This is a genomic window from Chryseobacterium sp. YIM B08800, assembly GCF_026163565.1.
Classification (GTDB): domain Bacteria; phylum Bacteroidota; class Bacteroidia; order Flavobacteriales; family Weeksellaceae; genus Chryseobacterium.
Window position 1 is genome coordinate 69,770 of record NZ_JAPDKN010000038.1, and the last position, 19,718, is coordinate 89,487.

Sequence of the window (19,718 nt, forward strand, 5' to 3'; positions counted from 1 at the left end):
AAGCCTACCAATGCTGCACGAATATAAAACCATAGAAAAACCTGTAGAAAACACTTTGCTTAAAGAAAAAGGGAGCAAATTCATCGGTTTTGCTTTTCCGGTTAATAATGAAGCTGAACTTAAAAATGCTTTAGAGAAAATAAGAACAGAGCATCCGAAAGCTACGCATCATTGTTATGCTTTCAGAATGGGTTTAAATGGTGAAAACTACCGTGCAAACGATGATGGAGAACCATCCGGAAGTGCAGGCTTACCTATTTATAACCAACTTTTGGCTAACGAAATAACCAATGTTTTAGTGATAAGCGTTCGTTATTATGGTGGAACAAAATTAGGTGTTTCAGGTTTGGTAAAAGCTTATAAAGAATCTGCTAAAATTACTTTAGAAGAAGCCCAAATCATTACAAAAGAATTGGAAACTGAGATAGAAATTCAGTTTCAGTTTAATCAGCAAAATCTTATTTTCACTTTGCTCTCAAAATTTGATGCAAAAGTTTTGAATTTTGATTCGCAGCAAACAGCTATTATTTCTGCGAGGATAAAAGTTAAACATAAAGATGCTATCATTGAGTCTTTGAACAATATTCAGTATGTTGTCTGTAAAATAATTGAATAATAATCTAGCGCTCTACTATTTTTTGATTTTCAGAATTATAGATTATTATTTTAACATTATTTTTTCCGTATCTTTTTTTTATCTCGTCACTGATTCTCAGATAAATTTCCATCTCAGGAATAGGCATGGCTTTCGTTTCCTTCATTGCCCAATTTTGAAGATTGACACATGGTAAATCATCATAATTGATGACCTTTCCAAACTCGGGTTGAATTTTCTCTTTTGATGAAAAACAAATATACATTTGCTTTCCTTTTCCGGAATATAAATTGAAAGAAAAGTATTGATACCATTTTCCAAAAAAACTTAAAACCGGCATTAAAAACCATAAAACCAGCCAATAGAAATGATTTAACGAAAAAGATTTTACACTTTCTATTTCAACAGGTTTCTGATAAGTAATGAGCAAAACAAAGATGAGCGCTAAATTCCAAAACCAAACGATTGAATTATAACCAAGACCAAAAGGCCCTAAAATTATTAAAATACTTAAGTGAATAAAGATAAAAAAATAGCTGATTCTCCTCTTGTTTTTAGAGAAAACCAATAATCCTGCAAGTAGTATTTCACAAAAAGGAATAATAAGCCCGATGAAAAAAAGTTTATATTTTAAAATTGTTTCAAGAGAAAATCCAAAAAAATCAACCAGAATTGTATTCATCCAGACAGAAGAAAGAAAACTACGATTTAATTTATGCAGGCCGCTAAAAAAATACATTGACACCAAAAAAAGATGCATCAATACAATGACATTTTTTGGTCTGTGAAAATTAATGATAAAAACTAAAAAAGCAGACAGATACATATATTCCCATGGTTGCCATCTTACAGTATCAAGCAGACAACTAAATAATTCTATCACAAAAAATGAAATCAGAAAAGCAATATTTTTTTTACCAAATACAATAAGTAATAATAAGATTAAAGAAATTACAAAAAGTATAATATGTAAATAATTGGGAATATATTTAAAGAAACCAAAAACCGGAATCACAGGATATAAACGATCTGCAATCCACATTTTATAGCTCCAAATCTTTGTAACAAACCAAAATAAAGCAATAATTCTGATTAAAATGTTTACTTGTTGGCTTGTTGATTCAACCTTCCAGTTTATATTTTTCATATAATCCAAAAGTATCAAAATTGAATGAAATTTTTATTATGTACAAAAAAACATCTCAGAAAACTATCTGAGATGCAATATATTTTTTTTGAATTTAAAGATTAAATCAATCTCTTCTGCCTCCCATTAAAAGAGAAGCAAAATATATCAACTGTGCTAAAGATCCTAAAGCTGCCACCAAATACGTTCGTGCAGCCCAGGTAAGACTGTCTTTTACTCCAACAAATTCTTCTGCAGTTACTGTTCCTGTATCTTTCAGCCATTTCATGGCTCTGTTACTTGCGTCATACTCTACAGGAAGTGTTACAAATGCAAATAATGTAGTAAGAGCAAACATAATTACTCCGATTAACAGAACTAATTTATTGCCACTCATTGCCATAACAACGATACCTCCCATCAATACAAATTGCATTAAATTTGAACTGATGCTTACAACAGGAACCAGTTTTGATCTCAGCTGTAACATTGAATATCCTACTGCGTGTTGAACGGCATGACCACATTCGTGAGCTGCAACCGCAGCTGCAGCTGCGTTTCTTTGCATATAAACTCCTTCTGAAAGATTCACCGTTTTATCTGCAGGATTATAATGATCTGTCAATTGCCCTGGAACTGAAATTACCTGAACATCATGAATATTGTTATCTCTCAACATTTTTTCGGCAACTTCTTTACCCGACATTCCGTTTCTGAGATGTACGTTTGAATAATATTCGAATTTAGATTTTAATCTTGAGGAAACAAACCAGCTTATCAGCATCGCAAGTCCTATAATAAGATAATAACCTGTCATTTTATTTAAATTTAGTATATAATAATTCTTGTAATTGATGTAAAAATTGTGCCAAAGTTTTAGGTTTTATTAATTATATTTGTGGTTCTATTTACCCGAAAACTATGTCAAAAGTTTCCATTCTTGAAGTAAAAACTCCCGAAGATTTAAAGCAATTTGTAAAATTCCCAATGAATTTATACAAAAACAATCCCTATTATGTTCCTTCATTTATAAAAGACGAAATTAACGTATGGAATCCTCAGGAAAACCCTGCCTTGCAATATTCTGAAGCAAAGCAGTTTTTAGCATGGAAAGACAATAAAGTAGTGGGAAGAATTGCCGTAATCATCAATCATAAAGAAGAAAAAGAACTGGGTATAAAAAAAGTTCGTTTCGGATGGATTGATTTTATTGATGACACAGAAGTTTCAAAAGCGCTGATTGACACCGCAGTAAATTATGCTAAAGAGCATCAAATCGACAATATTGAAGGACCGATGGGCTTTACCAATCTTGATAAAGCAGGAATGCTGACTTTCGGATTTGAGAAAATCGCTACGATGATTGGTATTTACAACCATGAATATTATCCGAAACACATTGAAAACCTTGGTCTTGTAAAAGAAAAAGAATGGGTGGAATTTGAAATGAATTTCCCAAAAGTACTTCCTCCAAAAGTAGAAAAATTCAGCTCATTGATTGCTGAAAAATATAACTTAAGAGTTTTAGACTTCAAAAGTAAGGAAGAGATTTTACCTTATGTAAAGCCAATGTTTAAGCTACTTGACGAGACTTATAAACATCTTTCGACCTACACTCCGATTTCTGAAGAACAAATCAAGACATACAAAGAAAAATTTTTCCCAATGATTGCCAAAAACTACGTCATCTGCGTAGTTGACGAGCATGATGAGTTGGTTTCTTTTGCCGTTACGATGCCTTCTTACTCTAAAGCGTTACAAAAATCTAAAGGAAAACTTTTTCCTTTCGGTTGGTGGCATTTTTTACAGGCTCAAAAGAAAAACGACCGCGCTAATTTTTACTTAATCGGAATTCATCCCGAATACCAAAGACGTGGTGTAACTGCTATTATTTTCAAAGAAATTTTCGTACGATTCAATAATATGGGAATCGATTTTGCGGAAACCAATCCTGAGTTGGAAGAAAACAAAAGTGTACAATTACTTTGGCAAGATTACAATCCTGTAAATCATAAAAGAAGAAGAACCTATTCTTTAAAATTCTAATATGAAACCACATCTTATCATTTTCGCTATTTTGATTGCAGGATTCGCTGTTTATAATATTTTCTTCGCCTTAGCGGATGACAGAATGAATACGCTTGTAAACATCGTTTATGCAAGTGTACTTTTTGGTTATATTTCATTTATGGCATTTACAGTACTTAAAAAAATGAAGAAATAGCATTATTTTTATTGATTCTAAATTATCGGTTTTCTCCATTTTCATCAGACTTTTAAGTTGATTAATTTCATGCTTTATTGTTTATTGACTAAATTTGCAACTTGAGATAATAATGTAAAAATGAATTTACCTGAAAGTTATATTCCGATCCTTATACAAGCCGGTGTTGCCATAGGTTTTGTAGCCGTTTCTTTGCTTGGAGCTCATTTTCTGGGACCAAAGCAGAAAAAAGGAAATTCTGTAAAAAACCAAAGCTGGGAATGCGGTGTACCTGTTGAAGGAAATGCAAGAACTCCATTCTCAATTAAGTATTTCTTAACTGCGGTATTGTTTGTATTATTCGATATCGAAATCGTATTTTTTTATCCGTACGCTGTAAACTTCAGAGAATTTGGTCTTGAAGGCTTCTTTGCAGTTCTTACATTCGTTGCTATTTTCTTCCTTGCATTTTTCTATGTCTGGAAACGTGGAGCATTAGACTGGGATAAATAAACTTTTAACATTAAAAGATTTAATTTATTTAAATAATTAAAAGATTGTGAAGCTCGTAATTTTTGAATTTTTAAATTCTTCAATCTTTAAATAATTAACAAAAAATGTCAGATCAAAAACCAATTATAAGAACAGATGCACCAGCTCCGGAAGGATTTGAAGGAGAAGGGTTTTTCGCAACCAAGTTGAGCAGCGTTATCGGGATGGCTAGAAAGTTTTCACTTTGGCCTTTACCTTTCGCTACTTCTTGTTGCGGTATCGAGTTCATGGCTACTCTAAACCCAACGTATGATGCATCAAGATTTGGTATGGAAAGAAACTCTTTCTCGCCAAGACAAGCAGATATGTTGATGGTTTGCGGAACTATTTCTAAAAAATTAGGTCCCGTTTTAAAAGAAGTTTACACTCAGATGGCAGAACCAAAATGGGTAGTTGCTGTTGGAGCTTGTGCTTCAAGTGGAGGTATTTTTGATACGTATTCAGTTTTACAGGGAATTGATAAAATAATTCCGGTAGACGTTTACGTTCCTGGTTGTCCTCCAAGACCAGAGCAGATTATTGAAGGTGTAATGCAGGTGCAGGCTTTGGCAGAAAGCGAAAGCATCAGAAGAAGAGATATGCCGGAATACCAAGCATTGCTTGATTCTTATAATATTAGCAATTAATTGATACGGAAATGACAAACGAATTTGTATTAGAAGCGATAACGAGAGAGTTTCCGGAATCTGTAATTTCCAGCTCAGAGCCTTATGGAATGCTGACTGTAGAAATTAAAAAAGAGGACATCAAAAAAGTAATTCATTATCTTAAAGATTCATCATTGGAAATTAATTTCCTTACAGATGTTTGTGGAATCCATTACCCTGAATTTCCAGAGAAAGAAATCGGCGTTGTGTATCACTTGCATAATATGATGACGAATTTCAGAATCCGTATAAAGGCTTTTATGTCAAGAGAGAATGTTGAAGTAGATTCTTTAACAGAGCTTTATGCAGGAGCCAACTGGATGGAAAGAGAAACTTTTGATTTTTATGGAATTAAATTTAAAGGACACCCAGATTTAAGACCTATCCTGAATATGGAAGACCTTGGTTATCATCCAATGCTGAAAGAATATCGTCTTGAAGATGGTACAAGAACAGATAAGAACGACACCATGTTTGGTAGATAAAAATATAATGCAATAAGCAGTAAGCAGTAAGCAATAAGCTTAAAGCCTAAAGCCTAAAGCCTAAAGCATTTAAATTATGAAAGACAACTCATTATCTAATATACTTAACCAGCACAATAGTAACGAACAGATTGACGGGCAATTGTACACCCTGAATTTGGGACCTACTCACCCTGCCACGCACGGAATCTTTCAAAACGTTCTTACAATGGACGGTGAAAGAATTCTTCACGCAGAGCAAACTGTTGGTTATATCCACAGAGCTTTTGAAAAAATTTCTGAAAGAAGAAATTATGCTCAAATTACTACGCTTACAGACCGTATGAACTACTGTTCTGCGCCAATCAACAATCTTGGATGGCACATGACGGTAGAGAAACTGATTGGTGTAAAAGTTCCAAAACGTGTAGATTATATGCGTGTTATTTTAATGGAATTGGCAAGAATCGGTGACCACTTAATCTGTAACGGGGTAACTGGAATGGATGCAGGTGCAATTACAGGTCTTACCTACATGTTCATCGAAAGAGAGCGTATTTACGATATGTACGAGCAGATTTGTGGAGCTAGAATGACAACCAATATGGGAAGAATCGGAGGTTTTGAAAGAGATTTCACTCCAAAATTCCATGAGTTGTTGAAAGATTTCTTAAAAACATTCCCACCAAGATTCCAGGAATTCTGTAATTTATTGGAGAGAAACAGGATATTTATGGACAGAACGATTGGTGCAGGTGCAATTTCAGCAGAAAGAGCATTAAGCTATGGTTTCACAGGTCCTAATTTACGTGCTTGTGGTGTAGATTACGATGTAAGAGTAGCACAACCTTATTCTTCTTATGAAGATTTCGATTTTATCATTCCTGTAGGAACTTCTGGTGATACTTACGACCGATTCATGGTTCGTCAGCAAGAAGTTTGGGAATCTATTAAAATCATTAAACAAGCATACGAAAACCTTCCTGAAGGTCCTTTCCATGCAGATGTTCCAGAATTTTATCTTCCTGAAAAAGCTGACGTTTACAAAAAAATGGAAGCCTTGATTTACCATTTCAAAATCGTAATGGGAGAAACTGACGTACCAAAAGGCGAAGTTTATCACGCTGTAGAAGGTGGAAACGGAGAATTAGGATTCTATTTGGTAAGTGATGGTGGAAGAAGCCCTTACAGACTGCACTTCAGAAGACCTTGTTTCATTTATTATCAGGCTTATCCTGAAATGATTACAGGTTCTGTAATTTCAGATGCTATCGTTACGATGTGTAGTATGAACGTGATTGCGGGAGAATTAGACGCATAAAAGAAATTATAGATTTTGGATTATAAATTTTAAATTAATCTAAACTCTTTAAATATAAATTAATATCAAAATTGATAGGATTTTTAGAACTAAGGTTTTCATCTAAAATCTAAAATCTAAAATCTAAAATCTTTAAATATGAGCGAAACAATAGCTTTTAAACCGGAAAGTTTAGAACAGGTACACAAAATTATCGCAAGATATCCTGAAGGAAGACAAAAGTCTGCCCTTCTTCCTGTTTTACATTTAGCGCAGAAAGAATTTGGAGGATGGTTAGACGTTCCTGTGATGGATTATGTTGCTGAATTATTGAGTATTAAACCAATTGAAGTATATGAAGTTGCTACTTTTTATACCATGTTTAATATGAAACCGGTGGGTAAATATGTTTTGGAAGTTTGCAGAACCGGACCTTGTATGGTTCGTGGAAGTGAAAAAATTCTGGACCATATCAGAACGAAATTGAATATAAAAGACGGACAAACCACTGAAGATGGAATGTTCACTTTAAAACCAGCTGAATGTCTTGGAGCTTGCGGATACGCACCCATGATGCAGCTAGGAAAGTTCTTTCACGAAAATTTAACGATAGAAAAAGTTGACGAAATCCTTGAGCTTTGCAGAGAAGGACAAGTTGATTTGGGCTAATAGAAATTTTAAATTCTAAATTTTAGATTTTAAATTATTCACTTAACGTTTAATACTAATTAATGCAAAAAGCCAAAAGCTGATTGCAATAAGCAAATAAAAATGAGTAAAAAACTTTTACTTAAAGACGCACACGTAGAAGGAATACGCTACTTTGAAACTTACCGAAAACAAGGAGGTTACGGAGCTGCAGAAAAAGCCTTGAAAATGACACCGGATGAAATTTTGGAAGAAGTAAAAGCTTCCGGACTTCGTGGTCGTGGTGGTGCAGGTTTCCCAACAGGAATGAAGTGGAGCTTTCTGGCAAAACCGGAAGGTGTGCCAAGACACTTGGTAGTGAATGCTGATGAATCTGAACCGGGAACTTTCAAAGACAGATATTTAATGGAATTTCTTCCTCATTTATTGATTGAAGGAATGCTTATCTCATCTTACTGTTTAGGTTCAAATGTTTCTTATATCTACATCCGTGGAGAATATTCTTGGATTCCGGATATTTTGGAAGAAGCGATTGAAGAAGCTAAAGCTGCAGGATTTTTAGGTAAAAACATCCTAGGAACTGGTTTCGATTGCGAAATATATGTTCAAAGAGGTGGTGGAGCTTATATCTGCGGTGAAGAAACTGCTTTGCTTGAATCTCTTGAAGGAAAAAGAGGAAACCCAAGATTAAAACCACCTTTCCCGGCTGTAAAAGGACTTTGGGAAAGGCCAACGGTTGTAAATAACGTTGAATCTATTGCTGCAATTGTTCCGATTATCGATATTACTGGTGCAGAATATGCTAAAATCGGTGTTGGTCGTTCAACGGGTACAAAATTAATTTCTGCTTGCGGAAATATCAATAAACCCGGAGTTTATGAAATCGATATGACCATCACGGTTGAAGAATTTATTTATTCTGATGAATATTGTGGTGGAATTCCAAATGGTAAAAAGCTAAAGGCTTGTATTCCTGGAGGAAGTTCGGTTCCGATTGTTCCGGCAAACTTATTATTAAAAACCGTAAACGGTGAACCAAGATATATGAATTATGAATCTCTTGCTGATGGTGGTTTTGCTACCGGAACTATGATGGGTTCAGGAGGATTTATTGTTTTGGATGAAGACCAATGCGTTGTAGAACATACCATGACTTTAGCGAGATTTTATAATCACGAAAGTTGCGGACAATGTACACCTTGCCGTGAAGGAACGGGATGGATGTACAAAATTTTGAAAAAAATTGAGAAAGGAGAAGGAAAAATGGAAGACATCGATTTGCTTTGGGATATCCAGAGAAAAATTGAAGGAAACACAATTTGTCCTTTAGGTGATGCGGCAGCTTGGCCAGTTGCAGCAGCGATCCGTCATTTCAGAGATGAATTCGAGTGGCATATTAAAAACCCGGAATTATCTCAGACACAGAATTATGGTTTGGCTCATTATGCAGATCCTATTCCGGCTGCAGCAAGTAATTAATAGAGGTTGAAATTTTGAAAAAGTTTATTGCTGTAGGTCTTTTGTTGTCGAATTTTGTTTTTGGACAGGTTACTACAGAAAAAAAAGAAGTTAATCCCTTCAAAAAAGGATCTGTAATGGTATTCTGGGGTTGGAATAATGCAAAATATTCAAAATCAGATATTCATTTTAAAGGAGACGGTTATGATTTTCAATTGGATAAAGTTGTTGCCAATGACAGACAAACAAAGTTTGATTGGGGTACTTATTTTAATCCTGGAAACATCACAATTCCGCAGGTAAATTATAGAATTACCTATTTCCCGAAAGATAATTTCGGAATTACCATCGGAATGGATCACATGAAATATGTGATGGATCAAAATCAGACTGTAGATTTTAAAGGATATATTGATGATCCTAAATATGCAGCCATGGTAAATAATGGTAAAGTAGACTTAAGTGGAAACGATTTTTTAACGTTCGAACACACCGACGGTCTTAATTATATCAACATTGGAGCTCAGAAATATCACAATGTTTTAGACAAAAAAAATATTGATGTTTTTTTGAGTTACGGAGCAGGTTTAGGCGCATTATTGCCGAAATCTAATGTTCAGCTGATGGGAAATGAAAGAAGCGACAGATTCCATCTTGCAGGTTTTGGTCTGGATGCAAGAGCTGCAGTAAGCGTGGTTGCCTTAAGACATATTGTACTTCAGGCAGAAGGAAAGTTAGGCTACATTAATATGCCCGACATCAAAACTACACTGAACAACAAGCCAGACAAAGCTTCACAGGATTTTGTGTTTGCACAATTCAATTTCGGAATCGGCTACACATTCAATACAAAAAAGTATAATTAATATAGAGCTTAAAAGCTTTTTAACAGCATAAGCGAAAAGCATAGAATATGAGCGAAGAGGTTAAAAAATTCAAAATAACGATAGACGGACAAACCGCTGAAGTTTTGCCCGGGACTTCTATTTTGGAAGCTGCAAGACAAATCGGTGGAAAATCTGTTCCTCCAGCAATGTGTTACTACAGCAAATTGGAAACCAGCGGTGGAAGATGTAGAACATGTTTGGTAGAAGTTTCTAAAGGTTCAGAAGCAGATCCGCGTCCTATGCCAAAATTGGTTGCAAGCTGCAGAACCAATGTGATGGACGGAATGGAAGTGAAAAACCTTTCTTCTGAAAAAGCTCAGGAAGGTAGAAAAGCGGTTACTGAATTCTTGTTGGTAAACCACCCATTAGATTGCCCGGTTTGTGATCAGGCAGGTGAATGTCACCTTCAGGATCTAGGGTACGAGCACGGAAATCTTGAAACCAGAACTGAATTTGAAAGAAATACATACGAAGCAGACGACTTAGGTCCACATATCAAATTGAATATGAATCGTTGTATCTTGTGTGCAAGATGCGTTTTAGCGGCTAATCAATTGACAGGTGAACGTGAGCACGGAATTCTTTTTAGAGGAGATCATGCTGAAATTTCTACTTATTTAAATAAAGCTTTAGATAACGACTTCATCGGAAACGTGATCGACGTGTGCCCGGTTGGAGCATTAACAGACAGAACAGCTCGTTTCGCAAGCAGAGTGTGGTTTACAAAGCCAATGAACGCTTCTTGCAAATGTGATAAATGTTCTGGAAAAGCTACGGTTTACATGAAAGGTGACGAAATCGTAAGAGTTACTGCAAGAAAAGATCAGTGGGGAGAAGTTGAAGAATTTATCTGTGATACTTGTCGTTTCGAAAGAAAAAACCTTAGCGATTGGAACATCGAAGGACCAAGACATATCGACAGACATTCAGTTATTTCATTAAACCATTACGAGAAACCTAAAGACGAATTGAGAGTTTTAGACAATCCAATGGCTAAAGAAATCAGCGAAAAAGACGAAAAATAATGAGATTGGAAGTTTGAAGCTGGGTGATGGAAGTTTAAAACTAAACACTTTTATCCAAATTCAAACATTAAAACTTAAAAGATAAAATTTGATCAAGATGATGAGTTAGTGCGACGAATTGCAAAACTTCCAGCTCCCCGCTCCCATCTTCAAACATTTAAATAAAACAATGGATTTAATTACATTTAAATTAATACTTGTACTTGCACTTTTCCTGCTTTCATTAACGATCGCAGCCTACTCAACCTGGGCAGAAAGAAAAGTTGCAGCCATTATGCAGGATAGAATCGGGCCAAACAGATCAGGGCCTTTCGGTTTACTGCAGCCTCTTGCAGATGGTGGTAAATTTTTCTTTAAAGAAGACTTTACACCTGCCAATGCAGAAAAGTTTCTTTTCGTATTGGGACCTGCGCTGGTGATGTTTATTTCATTAATTACCGGAGCGGTGATTCCTTGGGGAAAAACGTTAAACTTAGGCGGAGTTTCTTATGATTTACAAGTTGCTAACATTGATGTTGGTGTACTTTTCATCATCGGAATGGCTTCTATCGGAGTTTACGGAATTATGATCGGAGGTTGGGCTTCCAACAACAAGTATTCATTATTAGGTGCGATCCGTGCTTCTTCGCAGATGATTTCTTACGAATTGGCGATGGGTCTTGCATTACTTTCTATCATTATGATGACAGGAAGTTTAGATTTAAAAGTAATTACTGAAAATCAAACTGAAGGAAAACTTTGGGGAATTATCCCTATCGGTTCTGGAATGAACTGGAATATTTTTTACCAACCATTGGCATTCTTAATTTTCTTTGTGGCAGCTTTGGCAGAAACCAACCGTCACCCTTTCGATTTACCTGAATGTGAATCTGAATTGGTAACAGGATATACAACTGAATATTCTTCAATGAAATTAGGTTTATACATGTTTGGTGAATATGTGAATATGTTTATTTCTAATGCTTTCATGGTAGTGCTTTTCTTCGGAGGGTACAACTATCCGGGAATTGACTGGGTTACTGAAAACTGGGGAGAAAATGTAGCAGGTATTTTGAGTATCGTAGCATTTTTATCTAAAACGGTAATCGGAATTTTGATCTTTATGTGGATCAGATGGACGCTTCCAAGATTCAGATACGATCAGTTGATGCACCTTGGATGGAAAACTTTAATTCCATTGGCATTGGTCAACCTTATGATTACAGGAGCGGTGATTCTTGCTTTCGGTAATTAATTTGAAAATGAGATAATTTGAGAATTTGAAAATGGAATAATTCCAAGTCAAATTCTAAGAAATATAATTTTGAAAATGAGCTGATGAGAAAGCAGCGATGAGATAACTTCCATCACCCAGCTTCCATCTTCCAACATTTAAACAATAAAAAATGAAATTAACCAACAGATCAAAAGTTGTTTCAAATAAAGAGATGACCTTTTCTGAGAAAATCTACTTACCGGCGATTTTCAAGGGAATGGGGATTACTTTTAAGCATGCTGTGAGAACCGTTGTAAAACGTGCTCCCAATGTTTATTCTTATCCAGAAGTACAAAAGCCTAGAGCTGATATCTGGAGAGGTCAACATGTTTTGAAAAGAGATGAAGAAGGCAGAGAAAGATGTACAGCGTGTGGATTGTGCGCAGTAGCATGTCCTGCAGAAGCCATCACAATGACTGCTGCTGAAAGAACCAGAGAAGAAAAAGATCTTTACAGAGAAGAAAAATATGCATCGGTATATGAAATCAATATGCTAAGATGTATTTTCTGCGGTATGTGTGAAGAAGCTTGTCCGAAATCTGCAATTTATCTTACAGACAGATTAGTAGATGTAGAAACCAACAGAGGTTCTTTCATCTATGGTAAAGATAAATTAGTTGAAAAAATAAATGAAAGGATTGATATCACAGAAAGACAATCCGAGAAACAAAAAAATGCGGTAAAATAATGGATCAGTTTTTATTTTTCTTGGTGGCGTTTTTAGCAGTGTCAAGTGCGGTTTACTTCGTGTTTGCAAAAAATCCTTTATATGCTATTTTGTCATTAATTGTTACAATGTTTTCTATTGCGGGTATGTATATTCTTCTGAATGCACAGTTCCTTGCCATCATCCAGATCATCGTTTACGCAGGTGCTATCATGGTACTTTTCCTTTATATCTTAATGATGCTTAACCTTAATAAGCAAGACGAAAGTAAGAAGAACAATACTTTAAAGTTTGTTGGAGTTTTTACAGCAGGTCTTCTTTTGATTGGTGTTTTAGGTGTTTTCAGAGGAGTACAGGATAATCATGTAGTGGTTGAAAACGTAGATAAAGGTGTAGGTCTTACAAAGAATCTGGGAAGACTTTTATTTAATGAATATGTTTTGCCGTTTGAGCTTGCTTCCATCCTGATTTTGGCAGGTATTGTAGGTGCGGTACTAATCGGTAAAAAAGATTTATAAAATTATGGGAGAAGTAAATACATTTATGCAAAGCATCCCTCTGGAATATTTCATTACTCTTTGTTCAGTTTTGTTCTGTCTTGGAGTGTGTGGGGTATTGCTTAGAAAAAATGCGATTGTAATTTTAGGTTGTGTAGAGCTTATGCTTAATTCTGTAAACCTTTTATTGGCTGCATTTGCGGCATACAACGGGAACAGCGACGGACAGCTTTTGGTATTCTTCATCATGGTAGTTGCAGCAGCCGAAGTAGCGGTTGGTTTGGCAATTATTGCGATGTTATATAGAAACACCCGTTCTGTAGATGTAGGTATATTTAATAAATTAAAAGGATAAGAATGGAGAATTTAATATATGCAATAGTACTTTTACCACTTATAGGCTTTCTTATCAACGGACTTTTCGGAAAAAATCTTCCAAAGATTGTAGTCGGAAGTTTGGCAACAGCTGCAGTTTTTGCATCTTTTTGTATTGCGGTAAGCTTATTTTTAAAATTTGACTCTGAAAGTCCTGCGGTTGTTGTAAAAGCATTCGAATGGTTCAGAGTAAACGGAATTCAAATCAACTTCGGTTTCCAGATTGATCAGTTATCATTAATGATGGTGATGATTATCACAGGGATTGGATCTTTAATTCACCTGTATTCTATCGGATACATGAGCCACGATAAAGGTTTTTATAAGTTTTTTACTTACTTAAATCTTTTCATCTTCTCAATGTTACTTTTGGTAATGGGAAGCAACTATATGATTTTATTCATCGGTTGGGAAGGTGTAGGTCTTTGTTCTTATCTATTGATCGGATTCTGGTACACCAACGAAGAATATGGTAAAGCAGCAAGAAAAGCTTTCATCATGAACAGAATTGGTGACCTTGGTTTATTGATCGGTATTTTCATGATCGCATCTCAGACTAACTCTGTAGATTATATTTCAGTGGCACAAAATGCTTCTAAATTTGAATTAGACGGTACGATCATCATCTTTATCACAGCAAGTTTATTTATCGGTGCTGTTGGTAAATCTGCGCAGGTTCCTTTATATACTTGGTTACCCGATGCGATGGCCGGTCCAACTCCTGTTTCAGCATTGATTCACGCGGCAACGATGGTTACTGCAGGTATTTATTTGGTGGTAAGATCAAACTTCTTATTCACTTTAGCTCCAACCGTTCAGGGCGGAATTTTATTAATAGGATTCTTAACGGCAGCTTTGGCTGGTTTCTACGCACTGCGTCAGAACGACATCAAAAAAGTTTTGGCATATTCTACAGTTTCACAGCTTGGTTTTATGTTCATCGCTTTAGGTTTGGGAGCTTATTCTACCGCAATGTTCCACGTAATGACACACGCTTTCTTCAAAGCATTGTTATTCTTAGGAGCAGGTTCTGTGATTCACGCAATGAGCAACGAGCAGGATATGCGTTTTATGGGAGGTTTAAAAAAATACATTCCAATTACGCACATCACTTTCCTGATTGGAACATTGGCAATCTCAGGTTTCCCTTTACTTTCAGGGATGATCTCTAAAGACGAAATTTTGGTTGCAGCATTTGCTAAAAACCCTATTTACTGGGTAATGTTATTCATTTTAGCAGCAACAACCGCAGCATATATGTTCAGACTGTATTATTTAACTTTCCACGGAGAATTCAGAGGTACAGAAGAGCAAAAACACCATTTACACGAAAGCCCGATGAATATGACGTTACCGTTAATCGTTCTGGCAATTCTTTCAGTAATCGGAGGTTTTATTAATTTACCACACTTTATCGGTCACGGTCATTATGCTAAATTAATGGAATGGCTGAAACCGGTATTGACACCGGAAAGCTTTAAGCAAATGGAAATGACTCTTTCGGGAGTAGATTTCAATACAGAAATGATTCTTTTGGGAGCAACCATCTTAATGTTCTTTACGGTTTGGTTCATTGTGAAAAACATGTATGTGAACAAAAAGAAAATGGCTCTTGCCGAAGAAGAATATACAGGCTGGGAAAAACTTTCTGCTAAAAAGTTATATGTTGATGAGCTTTACAATGCATTAATTGTAAAAACTTTCGAAGGACTTGGACGTGGCGGAAAAATGTTTGACAAAGGCGTTTTAGACCGTTTTGTAGACTACATAGGTGAAGGTGCTGAAGACAGCGGAAAATCTATGAAGCGTATTCAAAACGGGAATGTTGAGAACTATGTTCTTATCATGACTTTGGCTGTGGGAATTATACTGATTGTTAACTTTATATTACAATAATGTCTTATTTACTATTAACATTATTACTTTTACCTCTTGTAGGTTCGGGATTAACCTTTGCATGGAAGAATACTTCCAGCAAATATTTGGCGCTGGGAATTGCTTTGATTCAGATGTTGCTTACATTTTACATCCTTTCGGATTTCAATTTTGAACCGACGGTTGACAGTGTTTTGCAATACGAGATCAATTATCCTTGGTCGCAGTTTATAAAAAGTAACCTTCATTTCGGAATTGACGGAATGAGTTTGCTTCTTTTATTGCTGACCAATATTCTTTCGCCTCTAATTATTTTATCATCATTTAACGAAAACGTAAGCTACAAAAACTCTTTCTACGGACTTATTTTGCTGATGCAGTTTGGTCTTGTAGGAGTATTTACGGCTTTAGACGGTTTGTTATTCTATATTTTCTGGGAAGTAACGCTTATTCCAATTTGGTTTATTGCGGCTCTTTGGGGACAGGAAAACAAAAGAATGGAATTCACAACAAAATTCTTCGTGTATACCTTCGTAGGATCTTTGTTTATGTTGGCTGGTTTAATCTATGTTTACACGCATTCAGCATCTTTCGCTCTTACAGATTTGTATAATGCAGATTTGGGTGAAACGCAGCAGATTGTTGTATTCTGGTTTATTTTCTTTGCATTTGCAGTGAAACTTCCGGTTTTCCCTTTCCACACTTGGCAACCCGATACGTATACTTATTCTCCAACTCAAGGATCAATGCTTTTATCAGGAATTATGCTGAAAATGGCAATCTACGGAGTAATCAGATATCTATTACCAATTACACCGACCGCTATTTTCGGAATTTCAGGGCAGATTGTGATCATCCTTGCTATTATCGGAATTGTACACGGTGCTTTAATTGCGATCATTCAGACTGATATGAAGAGAATTATTGCATATTCTTCTTTCTCACACGTTGGATTAATGGTTGCAGGTATTTTCTCTTCAGCGGTTCTTACTTTAAGAGGAACTTTAACGATTGAAGGAGCTGAAGGAGCTTTAATTCAGACTTTCGCTCACGGTATCAACGTTGCAGGTTTGTTCTATTGTGCAGATATTTTATACAAAAGATTCAAAACAAGAGACATCAGACAAATGGGAGGTTTGGCAAAAGTAGCACCTAAGTTTGCGGTATTGTTCTTACTGATTATTTTAGGTTCAATGGGAGTTCCATTGACGAATGGTTTCATTGGTGAATTTATCCTTATTAAATCTATCTTTGATTTTAATGTATTGGCTTCAGTTATTGCTGGTTTAACGATCATTCTTTGTGCAGTTTATCTATTGAGATTTTACGGTAAGGCAATGTTTGGTGAAGGTAATGCTGCGGTTTTGAGCACAGCAAAAGATTTATCGGCAGTAGAATTTTCAGTATTGGCAAGTATTGCAGTATTTGTGATCTTGTTAGGAATTTTCCCTCAACCGATTATCGATATGGTGGGAAGTTCATTGAAGTTTGTGTATTCATCGATGATCAATTAGGATTATAGGATTTAAAAATATAAAGATTTAAAAATTGAGAAATTAGAAATTGAGAAATTAGAAGTACAATTTGAGGCATCTCAAATCTCGTATCTTTGATCTCGCATCTATTATCTCGCATCTCAAAAATAAATTATGAGTGTTTTAATTATTGTTTTCCTGACAGCAGTTGCTGCATTATTCTCGGGAGTTTTTGAAAAAGGAAAATTCGCAAGATACATTGGGATTTTTGGGTTAATCGTTGCATTGTATGTAAGCTTTTTACCTGAAGCGTCTTTCTTCGAAAAATACAGATTAATGTATGAGTACGGACAAAATACAGCTTTGTTTACAAAAATTTCTATTGTAACGACTTTGCTTTTATTCTTCCTAGGAGGTTTTGCATTCAGCAATCACAGAAACCATCAGTCAGAATTGTATGCATTGATGCTTTTTGCATTGTGCGGAGGTTTTGTATTGTTCGGATACCAAAACTTGGTGACTTTGTTCTTAGGAGTTGAAATTTTGTCTATTCCGTTATATGTAATGGCGGGCTCAAACAAAACAGATCTTAGATCAAACGAAGCATCTTTGAAATATTTCCTGATGGGAGCATTTGCAACAGGTTTCTTATTATTAGGAATTGCATTTATCTACGGAAGCACAGGAACATTTGATTTATACAGAATTCATGATTTCAGCACGGTAAATCCAACCAACGGAATGTTTATTCTTGGAGTTGTATTGATGCTTTGTGCGATGGCATTTAAAGTAGCTTTAGCACCTTTCCACATGTGGAGCCCGGATGTTTACCAGGGTTCACCTTCATTGATCACCGCTTTCATGGCGAGTGTTGTAAAAATCTCAGGATTTTATGCATTATTCAGATTAATGACAATTGGATTCTCTGGAGTTACTCACGAATGGATCAATATTTTAGGCGTATTCTTAATCATTACTTTACTATTGGCAAACGCAATGGGTCTTGCTCAGACGAATGCTAAAAGAATGTTGGCGTACTCTTCAGTTTCGCACGCAGGATATATCGGGTTAGTATTCTTCGGAATGAATGCTCTTTCAACATATACATTAGCGTTTTATTTATTCGCTTATTCATTGTCTACAGTGGGAGTATTTATGTGTTTAATTTGGGTTGAAAAACTAAAAAGAGAAACGTCTTACGGAGCTTTCAAAGGTTTGGCTAAATCTGAACCATTATTGGCAACCGTTGCAACCATCTCTTTGCTTTCAATGGCAGGAATTCCTTTAACGGCAGGTTTTATGGGTAAATTTTCATTATTTGCACAGGCTTTAACGAAAGACAATAATACCTTCTTGGTCATTGTAGCGGTTTTAGGTTCCGCAATCTCAATCGCCTATTATTTAAGACTGATTATCGCAATGTTTTTCTTTAAAGAAACAACCTTCAAAACATCAGAAAGAGTAACGGTAACGTACAATATTGTCGCAGTATTCATTATTGCATCGATTATTGCACTGGGCGTTTTCCCTGATTTATTTGCAAAGCAATTCGGATTGTAATTTGAATCAAGATATTTAAAAATTAAACCTTTCAATTTTTTGGAAGGTTTTTTTGTGAAATTAATAATCTTTGTAGGTATGCTCCTAATTAAACTATAATTTCTGAATATTATTTAAATTGAATTTGGAATATGGGCAACTTCTAAGTTTCGCTCCTACGGAGCTCATGCTTTTTCCAATAATTTTCTACAGAGGTTTTGCTCTTAAGGAGCAAATCGTCTTATCGTATTCTAATATTGACACTCTGAAATTTAATCTTTCTGTTGAGAAATGTTATCTGACAGCATTGCAAAACCATCTGTCTGCTTCGGAATAAAATCTGTCTGTTACGGAATGTCATCTTACTGTTTTGCAAACCATCTGTCCGTTTCGAAAAATCATCTGTCAGTTTCGTAAAACTATCTCACCACTTCGGAATAAGATCTGTCTGTTACGGAAAATTATATAACACTTGAGAAATACAATCTGTCTGTTGCGAAATATCATCTAATCGCTGCAGAATAGTAGCTTACTTTATTTTGTACCAAAAAAATTCAAAAACTATCTACATTATTTTACTACTAAAAGAATAAAAAATACGTCAAGTTCTGTCGTAACATTAATTTAGCTTTACATCACAAATGACGTATTTATAAGAGTTGTATCAATCATTTGTGATATGTATTAAAAAATGTTAAATTAGCAAAAAATATTAACTAAAAACGCAAATCATGAAAAAGCTCTACACGAGTGCATTTTTCGTATGCACAATTGCTGTACTCTATGCTCAAGATGTGGTATGGCAAAAGGATATTAAATCCTCTACTCAGGATTTTCTTTCACAAGTCACCACAACAGTAGATCAGCAATATCTTGTAACAGGTAGTAGTATTCAAGCAGGAAGCGGGAAGCTGGGTGCCGGAAGTTTACCTTCTCAGGGTAAAGGAAATCAAAACAACGGTTACGATTTTCATCTTGTTAAATTAAATCAACAGGGAGAAGAAGTCTGGGAAAAGTATTTCTCAGGACAAAATCACGACTTTTTATCGGCAACGGTTGCTACGCAGGAAGGAGGATTTCTTTTAGCAGGAACTTCTTTTTCAGGAAAAGGGTTAGACAAAAAAGATGCT

At 35.4% G+C, this 19,718-nt stretch carries 20 protein-coding genes and 1 pseudogene; 19 read left to right on the plus strand and 2 right to left on the minus strand.

The window, feature by feature from the left end; genetic code table 11:
- The first annotated feature begins 10 nt into the window (after positions 1-10).
- Positions 11-616: an IMPACT family protein gene (locus OEW74_RS14610; RefSeq protein ID WP_265429181.1), complete on the plus strand. Its 606-nt coding sequence runs from the start codon at positions 11-13 to the stop codon at positions 614-616.
- Between the two features lie 4 nt (positions 617-620).
- Here OEW74_RS14610 and OEW74_RS14615 read toward each other — a convergent pair whose 3' ends face one another.
- Together OEW74_RS14615 and OEW74_RS14620 are read right to left on the minus strand one after the other, a co-directional pair.
- Complete coding sequence (locus OEW74_RS14615; RefSeq protein WP_265429182.1) at positions 621-1,742, minus strand: hypothetical protein; 1,122 nt, start codon at positions 1,740-1,742, stop codon at positions 621-623.
- 106 nt (positions 1,743-1,848) lie between these two features.
- Complete coding sequence (locus OEW74_RS14620) at positions 1,849-2,538, minus strand: zinc metallopeptidase (RefSeq protein WP_265429183.1); 690 nt, start codon at positions 2,536-2,538, stop codon at positions 1,849-1,851.
- A 104-nt stretch (positions 2,539-2,642) separates the two neighbouring features.
- On the opposite strand from OEW74_RS14620, the gene OEW74_RS14625 reads away from it, so the two are divergent.
- The 18 genes and pseudogenes from OEW74_RS14625 to OEW74_RS14710 all read left to right on the plus strand — a co-directional run.
- Entirely contained in the window at positions 2,643-3,767 is a 1,125-nt protein-coding gene (locus tag OEW74_RS14625; protein WP_265429184.1) for a GTP cyclohydrolase, read from the plus strand.
- Position 3,768: 1 nt separating this feature from the next.
- Positions 3,769-3,945, plus strand: a complete 177-nt coding sequence (locus tag OEW74_RS14630; protein ID WP_265429185.1) for a hypothetical protein — start codon at positions 3,769-3,771, stop codon at positions 3,943-3,945.
- A 120-nt stretch (positions 3,946-4,065) separates the two neighbouring features.
- Positions 4,066-4,437, plus strand: a complete 372-nt coding sequence (locus OEW74_RS14635; protein ID WP_074231130.1) for an NADH-quinone oxidoreductase subunit A — start codon at positions 4,066-4,068, stop codon at positions 4,435-4,437.
- 104 nt (positions 4,438-4,541) lie between these two features.
- Positions 4,542-5,102, plus strand: coding sequence for an NADH-quinone oxidoreductase subunit B (locus OEW74_RS14640; RefSeq protein ID WP_074231131.1), 561 nt, complete (start codon positions 4,542-4,544; stop codon positions 5,100-5,102).
- A gap of 11 nt (positions 5,103-5,113) precedes the next feature.
- Entirely contained in the window at positions 5,114-5,608 is a 495-nt protein-coding gene (locus tag OEW74_RS14645) for an NADH-quinone oxidoreductase subunit C (RefSeq protein WP_219243794.1), read from the plus strand.
- Between the two features lie 76 nt (positions 5,609-5,684).
- A complete protein-coding gene (locus OEW74_RS14650; RefSeq protein ID WP_210148889.1) occupies positions 5,685-6,908 on the plus strand; it encodes an NADH-quinone oxidoreductase subunit D in 1,224 nt (407 codons plus the stop codon).
- Between the two features lie 138 nt (positions 6,909-7,046).
- Positions 7,047-7,556: a complex I 24 kDa subunit family protein gene (nuoE, locus tag OEW74_RS14655; RefSeq protein ID WP_265429186.1), complete on the plus strand. Its 510-nt coding sequence runs from the start codon at positions 7,047-7,049 to the stop codon at positions 7,554-7,556.
- Positions 7,557-7,658: 102 nt separating this feature from the next.
- On the plus strand, positions 7,659-9,014 hold the full coding sequence (gene nuoF / locus OEW74_RS14660) for an NADH-quinone oxidoreductase subunit NuoF (RefSeq protein WP_265429187.1): 1,356 nt from the start codon (positions 7,659-7,661) through the stop codon (positions 9,012-9,014).
- A gap of 14 nt (positions 9,015-9,028) precedes the next feature.
- Entirely contained in the window at positions 9,029-9,859 is an 831-nt protein-coding gene (locus tag OEW74_RS14665; protein WP_265429188.1) for a hypothetical protein, read from the plus strand.
- Positions 9,860-9,906: 47 nt separating this feature from the next.
- Positions 9,907-10,905: a 2Fe-2S iron-sulfur cluster-binding protein gene (locus OEW74_RS14670; RefSeq protein ID WP_265429189.1), complete on the plus strand. Its 999-nt coding sequence runs from the start codon at positions 9,907-9,909 to the stop codon at positions 10,903-10,905.
- 169 nt (positions 10,906-11,074) lie between these two features.
- Positions 11,075-12,139 (plus strand): NADH-quinone oxidoreductase subunit NuoH, encoded by a 1,065-nt coding sequence (gene nuoH, locus OEW74_RS14675; protein WP_074231136.1) that lies wholly within the window; start codon positions 11,075-11,077, stop codon positions 12,137-12,139.
- Positions 12,140-12,290: 151 nt separating this feature from the next.
- Entirely contained in the window at positions 12,291-12,848 is a 558-nt protein-coding gene (locus OEW74_RS14680; protein WP_066680251.1) for a NuoI/complex I 23 kDa subunit family protein, read from the plus strand.
- The gene (locus OEW74_RS14685) at positions 12,848-13,345 is read left to right on the plus strand and encodes an NADH-quinone oxidoreductase subunit J (protein WP_102979326.1); all 498 of its coding nucleotides are present in this window, start codon (positions 12,848-12,850) and stop codon (positions 13,343-13,345) included. Before OEW74_RS14680 ends, OEW74_RS14685 begins: the two co-directional genes overlap by 1 nt.
- Before the next feature lie 4 nt (positions 13,346-13,349).
- Positions 13,350-13,679 (plus strand): NADH-quinone oxidoreductase subunit NuoK, encoded by a 330-nt coding sequence (gene nuoK, locus OEW74_RS14690; RefSeq protein WP_074231138.1) that lies wholly within the window; start codon positions 13,350-13,352, stop codon positions 13,677-13,679.
- A gap of 2 nt (positions 13,680-13,681) precedes the next feature.
- A complete protein-coding gene (gene nuoL / locus OEW74_RS14695) occupies positions 13,682-15,595 on the plus strand; it encodes an NADH-quinone oxidoreductase subunit L (protein ID WP_265429190.1) in 1,914 nt (637 codons plus the stop codon).
- Positions 15,595-17,088, plus strand: coding sequence for a complex I subunit 4 family protein (locus OEW74_RS14700; RefSeq protein ID WP_265429191.1), 1,494 nt, complete (start codon positions 15,595-15,597; stop codon positions 17,086-17,088). The genes nuoL and OEW74_RS14700 overlap by 1 nt, the downstream gene beginning before the upstream one ends.
- Positions 17,089-17,223: 135 nt before the next feature.
- Entirely contained in the window at positions 17,224-18,609 is a 1,386-nt protein-coding gene (locus OEW74_RS14705) for an NADH-quinone oxidoreductase subunit N (RefSeq protein WP_265429192.1), read from the plus strand.
- Positions 18,610-19,319: 710 nt separating this feature from the next.
- Positions 19,320-19,718, plus strand: a pseudogene (locus OEW74_RS14710) (T9SS C-terminal target domain-containing protein); the annotation flags it as partial.